This is a genomic window from Thioclava sp., from assembly GCF_048263065.1.
Classification (GTDB): domain Bacteria; phylum Pseudomonadota; class Alphaproteobacteria; order Rhodobacterales; family Rhodobacteraceae; genus Thioclava.
Map to the genome: position 1 here is coordinate 1 of NZ_JBLXEM010000010.1, position 16,476 is coordinate 16,476.

Here is a 16,476-nt window from a genome sequence, read left to right on the forward strand (position 1 = left end):
TGGGTCAAGGGCAACGCAAAGAGCCTTCGGGACCTTCAACTCCCAAGCCAACTCGGCACCAAGGGGCGTTCTGCTCACGACGGAAATGACCCTCTGCACGACCTTCTCAACATTGGTTTTTGCTGTCGTCGCTGTCACTGTACCCTAATTAGTCCGATGTTGCGGATTCGAAACTTTTAGCCATGTCTCGAAAGCGTGTTGGGCAGGTCGGCTCACGACCAGTTGCATCTGCGGCTTCAGCGGAAGCGGCGGAAAAGACTGAACTGGAAGGACTGGCTTTTTCCCGAGGGAGTTTGATGCAGGTGGTGGCGATACGCCACGAGTTCGAAACTCTCTCCAAGTAGCTCGGCGAGGTCGCTTGGCCTATATCGGGCGACCGGGAGGCCACTGCACTTCTCCGGCCCATCTGGCGCAAAGGTGGCAATGATCGCATGGCCGCCGATGCTCACCCCGCGCGCGAGGCTTTCCAGATAGGCCGCCCGCTCCGCCGCATCGACGAGGAAATGGAACACTGCCCTATCGTGCCACAGGTCGTAATGGCGATCAGGGGCCCAAGTGGTGATGTCTGCCGAAATCCATTTCACTGCCTCACCGGCTTGTCCCAGCCGGTCCCGGGCTACATCCAGGGCGACCTGCGATAGATCGAGGACTGTGATATCGTGAAGTCCCATCGCGAGCAGAGTGCCCGCAAGGCGGGAGGCCCCTCCGCCAATGTCGATGACTGATGAATTCGCAGTTGCGCCAGCCATCTCGATCAGTTCGAGCGAAGCCCGTGGATCATCCTGATGCCAACTCAACTGGGCCTCGGATTTCTCACCATAGACGGTGTCCCAGTGTGCCTTTCTGCCGACCGTCATGTCTCCACGCCCTACCAACTTATTGCGGCGAAAGCACCCTTCGAAAGACTGCTCCGCCGTCCATCTTCGACCGGAGTAGAAACCAACGCAGGTAACGCCCCAGATACTTCGACGCCGGGCCTTTGAAAGGCCCCATGAAGTCGTTGTAGCGGGAGTGTAACGCGTTCACATTCTGGATGTGAAATGCTTTCTGCGCGACCCGTTTGCCTGGCTTGTTGCTGAGAACATGATGGTTCAAGGTGTTCTTCTTGGTGAAGCGGGCATAGGCCGCCGCACCGTCGGTGCAAAGAATCGCATCTGTCGCAACCACGGGCGAAAGCGCCGCGTCGATGACGGGAATACTGCGGTTTTTGATCCTTTCCAGATATTGCTTGCCGGAGCGGTCGGTGATTGTGAGAAGCGGAATTTGCCACCGCGACAACCCTCTCTGCATCTTCACCCTTCCGCTCTTGTAGACATACCACTGATGGCGGGGCGGGCGCGGATACTGGAGCGGATTCCTCAGGTGCAGCGCCCATTCCTGTGAACCTTTGCGGCTCTCGCGTTGATGAGTTTCGTCTATCTCGACAATGCCACTGAAGGCATCGTCGGAGGCGACGCCTACAGCCTCCAGAACGATCATTCTCCAACGCCAGGTCGTGTCCTTGGTCTTCCCCAGCCGGCGAGCCAGCTTCCGGCAGGACTGCGGGGTGTCCGAGAACAAGTCCAGGATGGCCTCGAAAAACAGGTCGTGGCGATGCACCCCACACATGACAGTGCCAGTGAGGCCGGAGAAGGTCCTCAGGCAAGCAGAGCACCGGTATCGCTGAACGCCTGTTCGTGTCTGTCCCCACCTTTGCCGATGCTCGCCACCGCAATGCGGACACTTGCATTCGTGCTCTGCTCGCGCTTCGATTTCCGCCAACGATGCGCGGGTCCGACGGATCTCCATCGCGCTCGTCAGCAGGTCCTCAATTTGGCTCGCATTCAACTGTGGCAGTCTGTCCAGGAGGGACCTAAACGACTTAGGGGTAATGGCTGTTTTGCCGGATTTGCTCATCTGCCTTCCTTTTAGTTCGGGGAAGGCAATATTGGCTGATTTCGCCAGAAAGAAGGCTACCAACACAGTTTAGTGACATGTCTAAACTTTTTGGGGCGGTTCTGTACCCCTAATTACCATATATCCACAGGCAACATACCTCAGGATTTGACACTAGTTGAGCGCCTCCAGATTGCATCGGCACGCGCCAACAGCGCTTGACGATTTGCGTCGGGGCCGAGCTCGGATATGGCCTGACGAGCTGCTTTCAGAGCACTCGCGGATGCACTGGGATGGCTCATTCCATGTGTTTCCTGCCTAGTCAGGTGCCTAGTTTCCGATTGTCCCGGAAGCCGCCGATCAAGGTCCCGCGACAACACACGGATCCTCTCAATCACCCGTCTGTGCTGGGGAAAGACGCGGCGCAACTCCCAGACCGGCCGGTCGTTTCCACGCAGAATGATGGCGGAGCCCAACAAAGGACGGGTTGTGCCGACACTGACTGCGGCAAGCGCCATCAACCTTTCGCGCTCGTTCCCGGAAGTGAGCGACTCCAAATGACCGATGCCCAGTACGTTCGTGACGTGCACGGTTAAATCCATACGGCGCACCTTCCTGAGATCCTTGTTGGCTACTGCGGATTGAAGGACTTCCGCACCGCAAGCGGCGCGCATTAGAAGCCGGTGTGACAGGCTTTCCGCCGGATATTTCGTCGCAAGGGCTAGACCACAGGTTCCGCATGTCAGTGACCAGGCTAAGCGCCAATGGCGAAGAACCAGATCGGGCGTTTTCTCCACACATCCAGGACAATGCTGGAAGTCATGGCGCGACACGCATTTCAGGGGAAGATGCATCGTGTCTGGAAGAGTCATTACGGTGAACGGTATTGCCATGTGGGGCATTGGCCGACAGCCCGTTCTGAACCAACACCCTGCTAAGGTGAAGATTGAAAAGTGAATATGGGTTCGAAGATATCATGTTAACGTAAAGTCACGACTCAGTAATGCATATTTCTAATGGAGAGTATTTCCATGGCAAAACTGACATTGGGGGGAGAAGGCATGTTCAAAATACCAGACAGCGCCAGCGCCTTCTTCATGCTTTCCGCAACCGTCTGGCTGGTCATCGGGGTACTGATGGGGCTCGTTCTGGCGCTGGAACTGGTCTTTCCGGACATTGCGCGCGGGATGTCTTGGCTCGTCTTCGGTCGTCTGCGGCAAGCCCATACCAGCACAGTGATGTTTGCCTTCCTATCGGGCGGAATGATGGGCATCTGGCTGTACATCGTGCCGCGCCTGACCGGGCGCCGGCTCTGGAGCGAGCCGCTTGGCCACCTTTGCGTGATCCTGTGGAACGGGGCGATGCTTATCGGAATCGTGGCGCTGCTCAACGGTTATACGCAGAGTCGCGAATACGCGGAACTGGTCTGGGGCATCGACGTCGCGGTGGTTCTGGTTCTGATCCTGAACATGACCAACATCTACATGACCGTGGCCCACCGGACCGAGCAGAAGTTCTATGTCTCGATGTGGTATATCATCGGCAGCGTGATCTGGATGCCAATGCTCTATTTCATCGGCAATGTGATGTGGAACCCGCCAACCGGCGCTCTGACAGGCATCAACGACTCGATCGTCGGCTGGTTCTATGGACATAACGTGTTGGGGCTCTGGTTCACGACCGGACTGCTGCCAGTGATCTATTACATCGTCCCCAGAGAAACCAATACTCCGCTTTACAGTCATGTATTGTCGCTGTTCGCGTTCTGGGGGATCGCGTTCTTTTATACAGGCGTCGGTGGCCATCACCTTCTGTGGGCGCCGATCCCGTATTGGCTGAAGACAATTGCAGTGGCCGACAGCATAGGCATGCTGCTGCCGGTCATTGCCTTCATGATGAACATCTATCTGACGATGCGCGGCAACTGGAACCGGTTCTTCTCGTCAATCCCGCTACGGTTCGTGCTGACCGGCTGGTTCGCCTATATCCTCACATCGTTCCAAGGCACGCATCAGGCCTTCCGCGCCATCAACGACCTGACGCATTTCACCCAATATGTGCCGGCGCACTCCCACCTGGGCCTGTTGTTCTTCGCAGGCTCCGTGGTGATGGGCGGAATGTATTACACCTTGCCGCGCATCTACGATTGCCGCCTGCACAACCGCACGCTCGCCAACGTCCAATACAGCCTCTATCTGGTCGGTTTTGCGGCTTTCTTTGGTGGCTTCGTGCTGACCGGGTTGGTTCAGGGCACGGCCTGGGTCAACCAGGGCCTACCGGTCTGGAGCGTACTACCCGGCCTGCGACCCTACATGGCGCTCCGGGCCATCGGTGGCGCGGTGATCGTTCTGAGCGTGCTGGTCTTCGCCTGGAACATCTTCGCCACCGTGATCGGCCGCAAAGCGGTGGGGCGTCCACCGGTGCCGCAGCCCATACCCGTGCGGGCGGGGGTCTGAGCCATGAAAATGTCCTTCCCTACGATCGTCTTTGGCGCGATCTTCGTCTTCTTCGCCGTCGTGTCGGTGGTCGTCTTCGTGCCGACGCTGGTCTGGAACCCCGAGCCGACGCTGGTTGCCCACCCCTACACGCCCGAACAGGAAAGGGGCCGGAAGCTCTTTTATTCCAACGGCTGCAACTATTGTCATACGCAATATGTCCGCGCCTCGGATACGGCGATGGGGCCGGTGTCGCAGGCCGGGAACTATGTCTATGACAATCCGCTGATCCTCGGATCGGAGCGGACCGGTCCCGACCTGTCTTATCTTGGACGCAAGCGCAGCGAGGCCTGGGAGATCGCCCATTTGAAGGATCCGCGGAAATACTCGCCGATGTCGATCATGCCAAGCTACGACTTTCTGCCCGATGACGATCTGAAAGCAATCGCCACCTATCTGTTCGCGCTCGGCAACCGGGTCGCTGCCGAAAACATGATCACCCCGCCGCCGGAATATGCCGGTCTGACCGATCCGCTACCCTATCCGCCGATGACACCGACCACGGGCCAGAACCCCGCACCGCAGGGTTGGGAGGCTTGGCAGAACGCCGGGTTGCAGGAGGGCAAGGAGATCTACGTGGCCAACTGCCTGACTTGCCATGGGCAATCTGGCAACGGCCTGGGAACCTATGCGGGCACCCTGATCGTCACCCCTGCCAACTTCAAGCAGGAACCCTTCCGATCGATGCCCGATGACCAGTGGTTCTGGCATGTCTCGGAAGGAGTGCCTGGCACCGTGATGCCACCGTGGAAAAACGCGCTGACGGTCGAGCAGCGCTGGAAGGTGATCCGCTACATCAAGCAGATCTTCGCCGAGCCGATCATGCGCGACCCAGACGAGGGCGACCCGACCGGTGCCTATGCCGGGCTGACCAACCCCGTCCCGTTGAGGATTCAGGTTCTGGAGGATGCCAAACACATCTTTACCCGCGAGTGCTCCATCTGCCACGGCTATGACGGCAGCGGTGGCGGGATCTATGCGGCGGGCCTGCAACCACCCCCGCCCGACTTCAGCGATGGCAGCTACGGCACGCTCGCCAATCCCTCCTACCATGATGCCGACTATTTTTGGCGCATCAGCGAGGGCCTGCCGTGGAGCGCCATGCCGGACTGGAAAGGGCAGTATTCCGAGGAGGACCGCTGGAAGCTGGTCCACTACATTCGCTCCTTGTTCACCCAGACAGAAAAGCCGCTCGACAAACCCGCAAAGGGGTCGGATTTCAACTTCCCGAACATCTACACGAAACAGGCCATGCCGGCCGCAGCCTCGTTCGAGCGTGGCAAGCAGATTTTCCTGACCCGTTGCTCCAGTTGCCACGGTCTGGCTGGCGACGGCAATGGCCCGCAAGGCCAGTACCTTGCCATCAAGCCCGCAGACTATCGCCAGATGGTCGGAACGCCGATCGACCAGAAGCTCGACGCGATGATGTTCGCTAAAGTCACCTTCGGGATTATGGGCACAGCGATGCCAAGCTGGGGCGAGGTGCTGTCGGTCGAGGACCGTTGGGATGTGATCAAGTATGTCCAGCAGGCCTTTGTGGCCGGAGTGCCGTTGCAGGTCACGGATGCGTCGGCGGCGGTTCCAGCGGATGTGGTGACACTCAGCAAGAGCGACTGGACCGGCAGTGGCAAAATCATTTCGGCCGACCTTGGCAAGGCCGTCTACGCCGCCAAATGCGCGGCCTGCCATGGCGATAGCGGCAAGGGCGACGCGCCGGGCCTGATGAACGGGCCGTCGGCCGCACCACCCGCTTTCACCCCCGCGCTGAGCTTCGATCAGATATTCTCGAAGGTGCGCAGCGGCGTTCCGCACGGCATCATGCCGGGCTTCAAGCAGAATATGAGCAACGAGGATCTTTGGAACGTCACAGCTTACGTGCAAAGCCTTGCCGGTGCAGCTCTGGGGGCCAAGCCATGATGCTCTTCGGTCTCTGGATTAAGGTCGCGTTCATGATCTTCGTCGCGCTTGTTGCGGTCGGCCTGTTCTACTGGGGCTGGCGGCACGGCCAGTTCCGCAACCCCGAAGAGCCAAAGTTTCGCATGCTCGAAGATCGCGAACCCGAACCTTGGCCCGACCGCAAAGGAGGCAAACAATGACCGGAAATATCGTTGAGGGCTGGGGAGAGATCGTCTGGGTGATCGCCAGCATCGTTGTTCTCGCGGCCTTTGCACTGGCGCTGGCGCTGCCACAGTCCGGTCGGCGCAAGCCGGCCAGCCATGGCCACCGCCTGAAAGCGGACGAGACTGGACATGAAGAAATTGGCCCCGATGGATACATCGACACTTTTTCAAATGAGATCGAAGAGGCTGGCGGAAGCGTGCCGCCCGTCGTCAAGCTGGCGATCCCGGTGGTCTTGCTCTGGTGGCTTGGATACATCCTGCTGAACTGGACGACCGGATCGGGGGGCTAGATTAATGGCATATGTCCATCAAGTCAGCTTTGAGCTCGCGCCGGACCGGGTGGGCGATCTGAAGATCGGCGCGTCGCTGGAACGGGTGATCGGCTATCTGCGCGCGCTCCTGCCCAACGAGACAGGCTACGTCACGTCGCGGGCGATGTTTTCCATCGATAGCGGCGAGCCGACGCGGGTGGTGTTTCAAAGCGTCTGGCAAGACTGGGACGATCTGGTGGCGCACCGCAGTTCGCAGGTCATGGAAGAAAAGACGCTGACCGAGTTCGTCGATTTTGTAACCGGAAAGGGTATCTCCAGCCACAGTTTCGAGGAGGTGCCATGACGGCGACGGGTCATCCCGCCGATACCCCGATCGACCCGGAAGGCGCGACACGCGGACGGGCGCGATACAAGACCGTTTATTACCATATCGAGGGCATGAACTGTGCCGGCTGCGCACAGACAGCGGAACGGTTGTTGCGCGACCAGCCGGGCGTGCGGGCCGCCGAGGTCAGCTTTGCCTCGGAACGCGGGTGGCTGACTTATGATCCCGCCGTGACCGATCCGGCGACCGTGACGCACAGCGCCAGCCAGCTCGGCTACACCGCGCAGGTCATCGGCGGCGATAGCCCCACTCGTCCCGGCACCCGTCGACCCTACTCTCTGTTGCAGTTGATCGCGGCGATGGCTTTTGGCATGCAGGTGATGCTGCTGACTCTCGTACATCTTTATCCTGCCTATGCAAACGGCAACTTCGATGCGCCCGATATCAGATCGGTTCAATACTTGGCGTGGTTCCTGACCACCCCGGTGCTGTTTTACGGCGGGCTGACGTTCCTTCGGGGCGCGATCCGCGCCACGCGCGCCCGCTCCGCGACTATGGACACGCTGGTCAGCCTCGGCACCCTGTCGGCCTACGGCTACAGCGTCTGGTTCACCCTGAACGGCGGCGGCGAGGTCTATTTCGACTCGGTAGTGATGATCACGGTCTTCGTCGGCATCGGCCGCTATGTCGAGACGCTGGGCGGCGATCATGCCCGCAAGGGCATTCGCGGCCTGTTGCGCCTTCAGCCCGAGACGGCGCAACGGCAACGCGACGAGACTTGGCAAACGGTTCAGGCGACGGCGCTTGTCCTTGACGATAAGATCATGGTGCGGGCTGGCGAGCGGATTTCGGCGGATGCCGAGGTGATCTCGGGTCAGGGCGCAATCGATGAGGCGATGTTGAGCGGAGAGCCGCGTCCCATCGCAAGACACCCCGGCGACAAGGTTTTCGCGGGATCGCAGTTGGTCGACGGCGCACTCGTTTGCCGGGTCACTGCCGCGCCGGCCGATACCCGTCTTGCGCGCATCACGGCCATCGTTGAACGGACCCTGGAGACGAAGCCTCCGGTCCAGCGTCTGGCGGATCGCGTATCGGCATGGTTCGCTTTCTCGATACTAGGCATTGCGGGGCTGGTTCTGCTGGTGTGGACCGTTCTGGATCACGACCTGTCCCAAGGGCTGGTCTCAGCAGTGGCTGTACTCGTCGTGGCCTGCCCCTGCGCGCTCGGCCTTGCCACCCCGTTCGCGATTGGCACCGCTTTGGGGCGCACAGCCGAGAAAGGTCTGCTGGTGCGCAACCCGACGGCGCTTGAAACGGCCGCGAAAGTGCGGCGCGTGGCGTTTGACAAGACCGGCACGCTCACCGCCGGCAAGATGACTGTCACCCATGTCCAGGCCGACCCGGCCAGTGACCTGTCAGCGGGCCAGATGCTGTCGCTGGCCGCAGCGGTCGAGAGGTCTTCTGCACACCCGCTGGCAGCGGCGATCGCGGCCTCGGACCTTGGCGCAGGGGACGCCAATGACTTTCGGGCGGCGCAGGGCGTTGGCGTGAGTGGCGAGGTTCGCGGCCCGTTGGGCGGACGCATATCGGTCGGAAGGATGGCGCATGTCGGGGCGGTCCCTGCACCGCATATGATAACCGAGGCCGATCAGCGCGCCGACGACGGACAAACCGTGGTTTGGGTCGGTCGCAATGCGAAAATGCTGGGGTTCATCGCCCTGAGCGACGAAATCGATCCGACCACCAGCGCGGCAATCGCGACCCTGACAAAGGCGGGCATCGCCTCGGTGATGCTCTCTGGCGACGGAAAACGCACGGTGGACGCGATTGGCCGCTCGCTTGGCCTGGAAGACAGCGAGGCGGCTCTGACGCCGGAGGCGAAAGCGGATCGGATCAGGGCTTGGAAGAAAGCGGGTGAAGACATCGCCATGGTGGGCGACGGCGTCAACGATGCCCCCGCCCTTGCGGCGGCGGATCTCAGTATGGCCATGGGAAGTGGCAGCGATGTGGCCGGCCAGACCTCGGATGTCGTCCTGATGCGCCGCGACCTGACCCTGGTGCCGTGGTTTCTGAACCAAAGCCGCCGGACGCGCGCAGTGATCCGACAAAACCTGTTCTGGGCGTTCTCTTACAACATTGTGATGGTACCTTTGGCCGCCACTGGATTAATCAGCCCAAGCATCGCAGCCGCAGCCATGGCCGCCAGCAGCCTGATCGTGGTCGGAAACTCATTGCGGTAGGTTTGCGGCGACGCATAAACGTGCGGTACGTAGAAAACAGACATTCGTCTCCATTTGCCGCACGGCAGTTCCCCACTGCGAATTCAACGGATCGTCGCAACACACTGTTCAGATTTCTCGGCTGGTGTCTGGTATTGCAAGGTCTTTCTAGGCCGGTTCGGTGAAGGCGCACTGCGGCGCTGACTTCTACCTAGAAGGTCTGGTTTGGGCCTTTCATGTCGACGCTCGTCCCCGATTATGATGGTCAATTCCGCACAGATGGTCATGGCGCAATCGGGTTGCCCACATTTTCCCTTGATGTGCGAGCGCGCATTTTCCCGCGCTTTTGTGTTCGTGCATCCAACTTCTCGAAACTCGTCTCACAGTCCCGGGGTGTGTAGGGCGGCTTTGTTGCACGGGCGTAAGCGAAAACGTAGTGAAAACGAAGGCTGGTTGGTTCACGCATCAAAAGTCATCTTGCCCTTCTCGACCGCAATCTATACGTCATTGACATACACGCCATTGAAACCTATATGGGACGAGAGATGACACGATTGCAGACAGTAGTCGAACTGCCCGAATTTCAAAGACGGGCCAAGACTATCATGTCGGACAAAGAACGCGAGGCTGCGATCGACTTTATTGCTACCAATCCGGAGGCTGGCGTCTCTCTTGGTGGCGGGTTGCGCAAGGTCCGCATCCCAAGAGAGGGGGGCGGCAAGAGTGGCGGATTTAGAACGGTGTATGTTTTTGGCGGGACCCATATGCCGATCTTCCTGATCACGGTCTTTGCCAAGAACGTGAGGGCCAATCTGTCGAAGACCGAACAGGCCGCTGCGGTAGAGATGAGCAAGGCGCTCGTCGCGAAATATGGAGACGCAACATGAGTGCATTCGAATCCGTATCCAAGGGCCTAGAAGAGGCGCTGACCTTCGCGAATGGCGATCTGGCCGGAGCCAAGGTGCATGAAGTGTCCGTTGCTGAAGTCGACGTGGCCGATGTTCGTCAAAGGACGGGTCTATCCCAAGCCGAGTTCGCTAAGAGCATCGGAGTGGCAAAAGGCACGCTCTTGAACTGGGAACATGGGCGCAGGCACCCGACGGGCCCGGCCCAGGTTCTGCTGGCATTGATCGCCAAAAAACCATCCGTGGTGCAAGATCTGCTGCGCGGTGCGTGAACCGGGGCCTAAGCCCCGATCCTCTTGATGCGGACCCAGAGCTTGCGGGCCTTGTCGACGATGTTCTCGGTGATGCCCGAACCGGGGGTGGCGATCAAACCCTGGGACGGGAGTGGGCAAAAGGGTTCCGTCGCAAACTTTTTTATAGGGATCGTTGAGCCGAATTCTGGACATGACTACGCTGCGATCTCCGCGAAGATCTGAAAGGCGGTTGCGCCTTTCGCCGGGATCTTGCCCTTTCGGATCATGTGGGCGGTCTCGATCCCGGCAATGGTCGCGGCGGCCGAATGGAATGCTTTGAAGCCCATCATAGGGTGAGTGACCCGTTTGATAAATCGGTTCTCTGTTTGCGGCCTTGTCAAGCGGGTTAGCGATTTGTCCGTCCGGGGTCATGGTTCTCTCCGAGGTCGCGTATTGCGCCTCATGATGGTTTTCGGTGGTGGATCGTCTCCAATGTGGTTTGCGGATTACGCGGCAGTTGCCCCGTCCCAACCGTTTTTACGAGATCGATCAACCTCCGTCCCGTTGGGACTTCGCTTCCCACCCGTCGGGCGAGAATTCAGTTCAGGCAGTAGCCTCTTGTGTCCATTGGTAGTCGTTTCCTGATTTCCAGAGTGTCAGCATCAAAACAGCGATCTTGCGGGCCGTGGCGACGGCGGCCTTGCGGAACCCGCGACGCGCAGCCAAGCGGACAGCCCAGGATTTCAACGTCGAGAAGCGCTTCACCTGTCTCATCACGCTGGATCCGGATTCAAACAAAAGTCCGCGCATCGTGGCATCGCCGCACTTCGAGACACGGCCAGACCAATCCATTTCACCGGATTGGTGTCGCCTCGACGTCAGGCCAAGGAATGCCCCTACATCAGAGGTTTTGCTGAACCGATCAGGGTTATCGACGAGTGCTACAAAGCTGAGCGACACAATGGGACCAACGCCTGGAATGGTCATGAGGCGGCGCGTGATCGGATTGCTTTTGGACTTTGCCTTCAACGCGCGATCAAAGTCAGCAGTCGCTTTGCAGAGCGTGATGTGGGCAGCGATGAACCCGTCTGCGATGGTGCGCAGCACCGGATCAGTTTCGCCAGCTGCGGCCAATTGATCGCGAAAACCCTGTCTTTGCTGTGCCTGACCGATCCCAGTCATGCGGATGCCAAAAGTCTTCAGGACGCCTCGGATGTGGCCTTCCAGATCCTTGCGCAATCGGATCAGGCGTTCCCGCCCTCCGACCAGCGCCCGCAACCGGTCCGACTCTTCGCTGCGGATATGAACAGGGGTGAACCAGTTCATCCGCGCCAGCTGCGCGAGACCTTCCGCATCGGCGCTGTCGGATTTGTTCAAGCGTGCAGACAGGCTTTTGTGGGCCCTGCGGGCATCAATGCAGATTGCGGGCAAACCTAATTGCACCATTCCACGCTGCAACCAGATCGAAAGCTGACCGCTTTCATGCACGATCCGCTTTGGGGCCAGAGATCGGTTCCTGAGCCAACCTGCCACCCCTTCAGGATCAGCTGGCGCGCTACCCTGCGCCACACCTCTCCGTCGTCATCAACAACACAGATCGAAACTTCTTTGAGCGATACGTCTAATCCTGCATAATACGTCATGGTCGTTCTCCTCACGGCTTGTTTCCATGAGGCCAGTATACCGGACCTCGTTCGCCACCGGAGAGCGGCCGCCGCAATCACACCATGTGGTTTTTGGAAGGCTTGAATGGTAGCTTCCGGCCCTTCTTGAATGTTCGATCAGCGGCAAATATGGTGTTAATACCAACTTGGGAGTGAATGACGATGGACAAGCGCCACCGGTAATCCGGCTAACCGCCTTTGACGAGCGCACCGCTTCAGATGAACGGCGCTCGAAATCCGTCTTCAATTCCCCAAAGGAAACCCTATGCCTAAACTAACTGAAAAAACCGCCCTCGTGACCGGTGCCGCACGCGGTATTGGCGCGGCCATTGCCCGTGCATTCGTGAATGAAGGTGCAGAGGTTATTGTGACCGATATAAATGTTGAAGGTGGTCAAGCGACCGCTGATGCAATCGGCGCGATCTTCGCCCGCCTCGACGTTGCTTCGGAGGCAGACTGGACCGCTATCGCGGAACAATTTCCAACACTTGATGTGGTTGTGAATAATGCGGGTGTCACAGGTCTGGAAGGTCCGTTCGACGGCACACCACCCGCACACGACCCTGAAAACGCTCAGCTTGCAGACTGGCACGCTGTCCACGCCGTAAACCTTGACGGCACATTTCTCGGTTGTCGCTATGCAATTCGCGCAATGCGCGAAAAGGGCGCTGGCTCTATCATCAATATCTCGTCGCGCTCGGGGCTTGTCGGGATACCAATGGCCGTGGCCTATGCGTCATCCAAAGCCGCGATACGAAATCATACAAAAAGCGTGGCGCTGTATTGCGCGGGCCAAGGTCTGAATATCCGCTGCAATTCAATCCACCCAGCGGCGATCATGACCCCGATGTGGGAGCCGATGCTCGGCACTGGTCCTGATCGGGCGGAACGTGAGGCTGTGATGGTTGCTGATACGCCTATGCGGCGTTTTGGAGAGCCGGAAGAAGTCGCCGCGATTGCTGTCCTATTGGCATCTGATGATGCCGCCTACATGACCGGAGCAGAACTCACCGTTGATGGAGGTATCCTTGCGGGATCGGCGGCTACACCCGGTAGCTGAAAAACCGAGGGCGGGGAATGTCTCATCCCTGCTCTCACGCAATTCCGGCTCCAAAAACCCTCCTTTTTGGCACATGCGCAAACCACCCCGATTGACGCTGCCACAAACCCCGTTCAAAACCCAACCAGTTGTTGAAGGTTTTTGGAAGGGTCATATCAGTGATCATCAGCTACGCGCGTGTCTCGACAGAAGATCAGCACCTTGATGCCCAGACTACCGCCCTTGAAGCGATTGGAGCGGATCGCATTTTCGCTGAGAAAATCTCCGGCACCAAGAAGTCCCGCCCTGAGCTGGATCGCATGATCGAGCAGTTGCGGGACGGTGACGTGGTTGTCGTGACCAAATATGACCGACTGAGCCGATCCCTACAGGACCTCTTGAGCATCGTTGAGGCGGTCGGCGCAAAAGGTGCGGGATTTCGGTCCTTGGCAGAAGACATCGACACCACGACACCAGCAGGACGGTTGGTCTTTCATGTGTTCGCTTCTATCGCCCAGTTCGAGCGCGAGCGGATATCTGAGAGGGGCTTTGTCAGGTTATTGACGCTCCCAGGCTGCACGCATAGCCATCTCTCATGGTCAGCAAAGTTTCACAGCCTCGCCTGAAAGGCTTCCGGTTCCCTCGGCCCATCATTTCCTATGCCGTTTGGGCGTACCACCGGTTTGCCCTGAGCCTGCGCGATGTCGAGGATTTGTTGGCCGAGCGGGGCGTAATCGTTTCGTATGAAAGCATCCGAGTGTGGTGCCAACGGTTCGGAACGCAGATAGCGGCCAAGATCCGTCACAACCGCCCGGTTCCTGGCGACAAATGGCACCTCGACGAGGTCGTGATTTCAATTCGAGGGCGAAAACATTGGCTTTGGCGAGCGGTCGACGCCAACGGAGACGTGCTGGAGGTCCTGATACAAAGCCGCAGAAATGCCCATGCTGCCAAGCGTTTCCTGATGAAGTTGATGAAGCGATGGGGTGTGCCACGTGTCCTCGTGACACCCTTTCGTGACATTGCTGCGCAATGCACTGCCGGGCAGTGGACAAACTGCGCAGTTATGGCGTGGCCGTCCGTGATCTTTGCCCAAGCGTCGATCATCGTTCCCACAAGGGGCTGAACAACCGATCCGAGGCGTCGCATCGACACACACGACGAAGAGAAAAGATCATGGGTCGTTTCAAATCCACACACCAGGCGCAGCGTTTTCTATCCGTCCACGATCAGACCGCCACCATCTTTCGTCCAAAGCGCCACCGCCTTTCCGCAGCATCCTACCGCCAATCTCGGGCTGACGCGTTCAGCCTGTGGAAAAACTATGCGGCCGAAATTGCTGCCTGATCGGGACGCCGATCTTGGTCGCGTCGCGACATAGCAACCTGACAAAGCCCTTAAAAATCACACAGACTTCCTTGCCCTTTTTGACGCCGACATCGGCGGTCGGGTCTACGGCGGATATGATGATTTCTATGTAACGGATCAAACCCTCGCAATTGCGGATGCGCGTCTCGCTCTCGCGCTTACGTCAGCAGGCATTGGGAGCCACGAGGTTCCGAGCGAGATCCCCGATGACTTTTGCGATATCGATGCCCGGACGGCACACTGGAGCTATCTTCTGCGCTGCTATCCCGCCCTCTTGGAAATGTTGCGCGAAAACATCCGAGACCACGGGCCTTTGGTCTGCGCCTATGGTTGATCAGCGTAAACCCACAAATCCTTTTGTCGTGTCAGCTGATCCTGTGGGAAAAGGGGGAACTGTATCCATCGCTTAATCCATGCAACATGGCCGCTTGTAATGGCTTTGGCGGGCGCGGATCGCCGACATATCCCAAGTTGACCATAGCGCCACCTTCACGCGGATGCGAGAGTGTGCCGTCACGGAAATTTGTTTTGCCAATTAACATTTAGAACGATCTAATTGGATCGTTCTAAATGATCCGAAATGTCCGTTGAGGAGCGGAGATTTCGGACGGTCACGCAGGGGAGGCGTCGTGTACCATTTCAACTTTACACCCGTATTCGACAACTTTGACCTGCTTTTATACGGCGCTTGGCTGACGGTTCGCTTGTCTTTTGCCGCGATGATTTTGGGGCTGGTCGTCTCGGTTCTCGGTGCGGTGGCGCGCACGTCTCGCTACAAGGTCTTACGCGGCCTTGTCGGAGCCTATGTTGAAATTATCCGCAACACACCCTTCCTGATCCAAATTTTCTTTTTGTTTTTCGGCTTGCCCGCCGTGGGCATCGCATTGAATCCAAATGTCGCAGCCCTCGTCGCCCTTGTGATCAACGTCGGTGCTTACGGAACCGAAATCACCCGAGCGGGCATCGAGTCCGTGCCTCATGGTCAGGTTGAGGCGGGGCGTGCGCTTGGGCTCGAGCCGGTGCAGATTTTTCGCTATGTCGTGCTTAAACCTGCGTTGCGCAACGTCTACCCGGCGATGACGAGCCAGTTCATCTACCTCATGCTGACGTCCTCGGTTGTCTCTACGATTTCGGCCAATGATCTGGCCTCTGCCGGCGCGGATCTGAACGCAAAAACTTTTGCGAGCTTTGAGATCTATCTGGTCATCACGGCCATGTATCTTGTGCTTTCACTGCTGTTCTCGGGCTTGTTCCGCCTGGTTCAGCACACCTTGTTCAATTACCCCGCGAGCCGCTGATATGATCCGTCAATTCGGTCCCGCCGACATTCTATTCATCATCGAGGCCGTCCGCTGGACCTTGCTGCTGTCCGTCATTGCGTTTGTCGGCGGAGCCGTCGGCGGGCTGATCGTCGCACTGGCGCGCAGCTCTGACTCGATCGCGCTACGCCGGATCAGCGCCGTATTTATCCGAATTTTTCAGGGCACGCCGCTGCTGATGCAGTTGTTTCTGTTTTACTTTGGCCTTGCTGTCTTGAACTTGCCGATCAATCCGTTGCTGGCTGCCGCCGTTGCGCTGACATTCCACGCAAGCGCCTATCTGGGCGAGATTTGGCGCGGCTCGATACAGGCGGTGCCCACGGGCCAACTTGAAGCCGCAACGGCCCTTTCGCTTAGCTACCGCGACCGGATGCAAAGCGTAATCTTGCCGCAAGCGGCACGGATTGGGGTTGCGCCTACGGTGGGATTTCTGGTGCAGCTCATCAAGGGCACCTCGCTGACCTCTATTATCGGCTTTACCGAACTGACTCGCGCTGGTCAGATTGTCAACAATGCCACCTTCGACCCGTTTGTGGTCTTTGGATTGGTGGCCGTGATCTATTTCCTGATTTGCTGGCCGCTTTCGCTATACGCGCGCCGGCTTGAAGCGCGGATGCGCCGCGCCTTCACACGCTGAACGAC

The 16,476-nt window shown here is 58.5% G+C and carries 15 protein-coding genes and 2 pseudogenes; 13 read left to right on the forward strand and 4 right to left on the reverse strand.

All coding sequences use genetic code 11. The annotated features are described in order from the left end of the window. Positions 1-236: 236 nt before the first annotated feature. Together ACN0SD_RS13465 and ACN0SD_RS13470 are read right to left on the reverse strand one after the other, a co-directional pair. The gene (locus tag ACN0SD_RS13465; protein ID WP_417808752.1) at positions 237-857 is read right to left on the reverse strand and encodes a class I SAM-dependent methyltransferase; all 621 of its coding nucleotides are present in this window, start codon (positions 855-857) and stop codon (positions 237-239) included. 19 nt (positions 858-876) lie between these two features. Further along, entirely contained in the window at positions 877-1,896 is a 1,020-nt protein-coding gene (locus tag ACN0SD_RS13470; protein WP_417808753.1) for an IS1595 family transposase, read from the reverse strand. Positions 1,897-2,906: 1,010 nt separating this feature from the next. Here ACN0SD_RS13470 and ACN0SD_RS13475 point away from each other — a divergent pair. From ACN0SD_RS13475 to ACN0SD_RS13510, 8 genes are all read left to right on the forward strand, one after another. Beyond that, entirely contained in the window at positions 2,907-4,331 is a 1,425-nt protein-coding gene (locus ACN0SD_RS13475) for a cbb3-type cytochrome c oxidase subunit I (protein ID WP_417808754.1), read from the forward strand. Positions 4,332-4,334: 3 nt separating this feature from the next. Beyond that, a complete protein-coding gene (locus tag ACN0SD_RS13480; protein WP_417808755.1) occupies positions 4,335-6,287 on the forward strand; it encodes a c-type cytochrome in 1,953 nt (650 codons plus the stop codon). Then, entirely contained in the window at positions 6,284-6,466 is a 183-nt protein-coding gene (locus tag ACN0SD_RS13485; protein WP_417808756.1) for a cbb3-type cytochrome oxidase assembly protein, read from the forward strand. Before ACN0SD_RS13480 ends, ACN0SD_RS13485 begins: the two co-directional genes overlap by 4 nt. Further along, positions 6,463-6,780 carry a hypothetical protein gene (locus ACN0SD_RS13490; RefSeq protein ID WP_417808757.1) on the forward strand — a complete coding sequence of 106 codons (318 nt, stop codon included), beginning with the start codon at positions 6,463-6,465 and terminating at the stop codon, positions 6,778-6,780. Before ACN0SD_RS13485 ends, ACN0SD_RS13490 begins: the two co-directional genes overlap by 4 nt. A gap of 4 nt (positions 6,781-6,784) precedes the next feature. Then, positions 6,785-7,105, forward strand: a complete 321-nt coding sequence (locus ACN0SD_RS13495) for a hypothetical protein (protein ID WP_417808758.1) — start codon at positions 6,785-6,787, stop codon at positions 7,103-7,105. After that, entirely contained in the window at positions 7,102-9,327 is a 2,226-nt protein-coding gene (locus ACN0SD_RS13500) for a heavy metal translocating P-type ATPase (RefSeq protein ID WP_417808759.1), read from the forward strand. Before ACN0SD_RS13495 ends, ACN0SD_RS13500 begins: the two co-directional genes overlap by 4 nt. 524 nt (positions 9,328-9,851) lie before the next feature. Beyond that, the gene (locus tag ACN0SD_RS13505) at positions 9,852-10,193 is read left to right on the forward strand and encodes a type II toxin-antitoxin system RelE/ParE family toxin (RefSeq protein ID WP_417808760.1); all 342 of its coding nucleotides are present in this window, start codon (positions 9,852-9,854) and stop codon (positions 10,191-10,193) included. After that, positions 10,190-10,483: a helix-turn-helix domain-containing protein gene (locus ACN0SD_RS13510; RefSeq protein WP_417808761.1), complete on the forward strand. Its 294-nt coding sequence runs from the start codon at positions 10,190-10,192 to the stop codon at positions 10,481-10,483. Before ACN0SD_RS13505 ends, ACN0SD_RS13510 begins: the two co-directional genes overlap by 4 nt. 176 nt (positions 10,484-10,659) lie before the next feature. Here the strand turns inward: ACN0SD_RS13510 and ACN0SD_RS13515 are convergent. Together ACN0SD_RS13515 and ACN0SD_RS13520 are read right to left on the reverse strand one after the other, a co-directional pair. Further along, a pseudogene (locus ACN0SD_RS13515) lies at positions 10,660-10,833 on the reverse strand (IS6 family transposase); the annotation flags it as partial. Between the two features lie 214 nt (positions 10,834-11,047). Continuing rightward, on the reverse strand, positions 11,048-12,013 hold the full coding sequence (locus tag ACN0SD_RS13520; RefSeq protein ID WP_417808762.1) for an IS110 family transposase: 966 nt from the start codon (positions 12,011-12,013) through the stop codon (positions 11,048-11,050). Between the two features lie 360 nt (positions 12,014-12,373). Here ACN0SD_RS13520 and ACN0SD_RS13525 point away from each other — a divergent pair, with 360 nt between their 5' ends. The 5 genes and pseudogenes from ACN0SD_RS13525 to ACN0SD_RS13545 all read left to right on the forward strand — a co-directional run bounded on the left by ACN0SD_RS13525 (position 12,374) and on the right by ACN0SD_RS13545 (position 16,471). After that, positions 12,374-13,168, forward strand: a complete 795-nt coding sequence (locus tag ACN0SD_RS13525) for an SDR family oxidoreductase (protein WP_417808763.1) — start codon at positions 12,374-12,376, stop codon at positions 13,166-13,168. A gap of 158 nt (positions 13,169-13,326) precedes the next feature. Then, on the forward strand, positions 13,327-13,773 hold the full coding sequence (locus ACN0SD_RS13530) for a recombinase family protein (protein WP_417808764.1): 447 nt from the start codon (positions 13,327-13,329) through the stop codon (positions 13,771-13,773). Then, positions 13,743-14,494, forward strand: a pseudogene (locus ACN0SD_RS13535) (IS6 family transposase). Before ACN0SD_RS13530 ends, ACN0SD_RS13535 begins: the two are co-directional and overlap by 31 nt. A 650-nt stretch (positions 14,495-15,144) precedes the next feature. Next, on the forward strand, positions 15,145-15,813 hold the full coding sequence (locus ACN0SD_RS13540) for an amino acid ABC transporter permease (RefSeq protein WP_417808765.1): 669 nt from the start codon (positions 15,145-15,147) through the stop codon (positions 15,811-15,813). A gap of 1 nt (position 15,814) precedes the next feature. Further along, the gene (locus tag ACN0SD_RS13545; RefSeq protein ID WP_038130586.1) at positions 15,815-16,471 is read left to right on the forward strand and encodes an amino acid ABC transporter permease; all 657 of its coding nucleotides are present in this window, start codon (positions 15,815-15,817) and stop codon (positions 16,469-16,471) included. Positions 16,472-16,476: the final 5 nt, after the last annotated feature.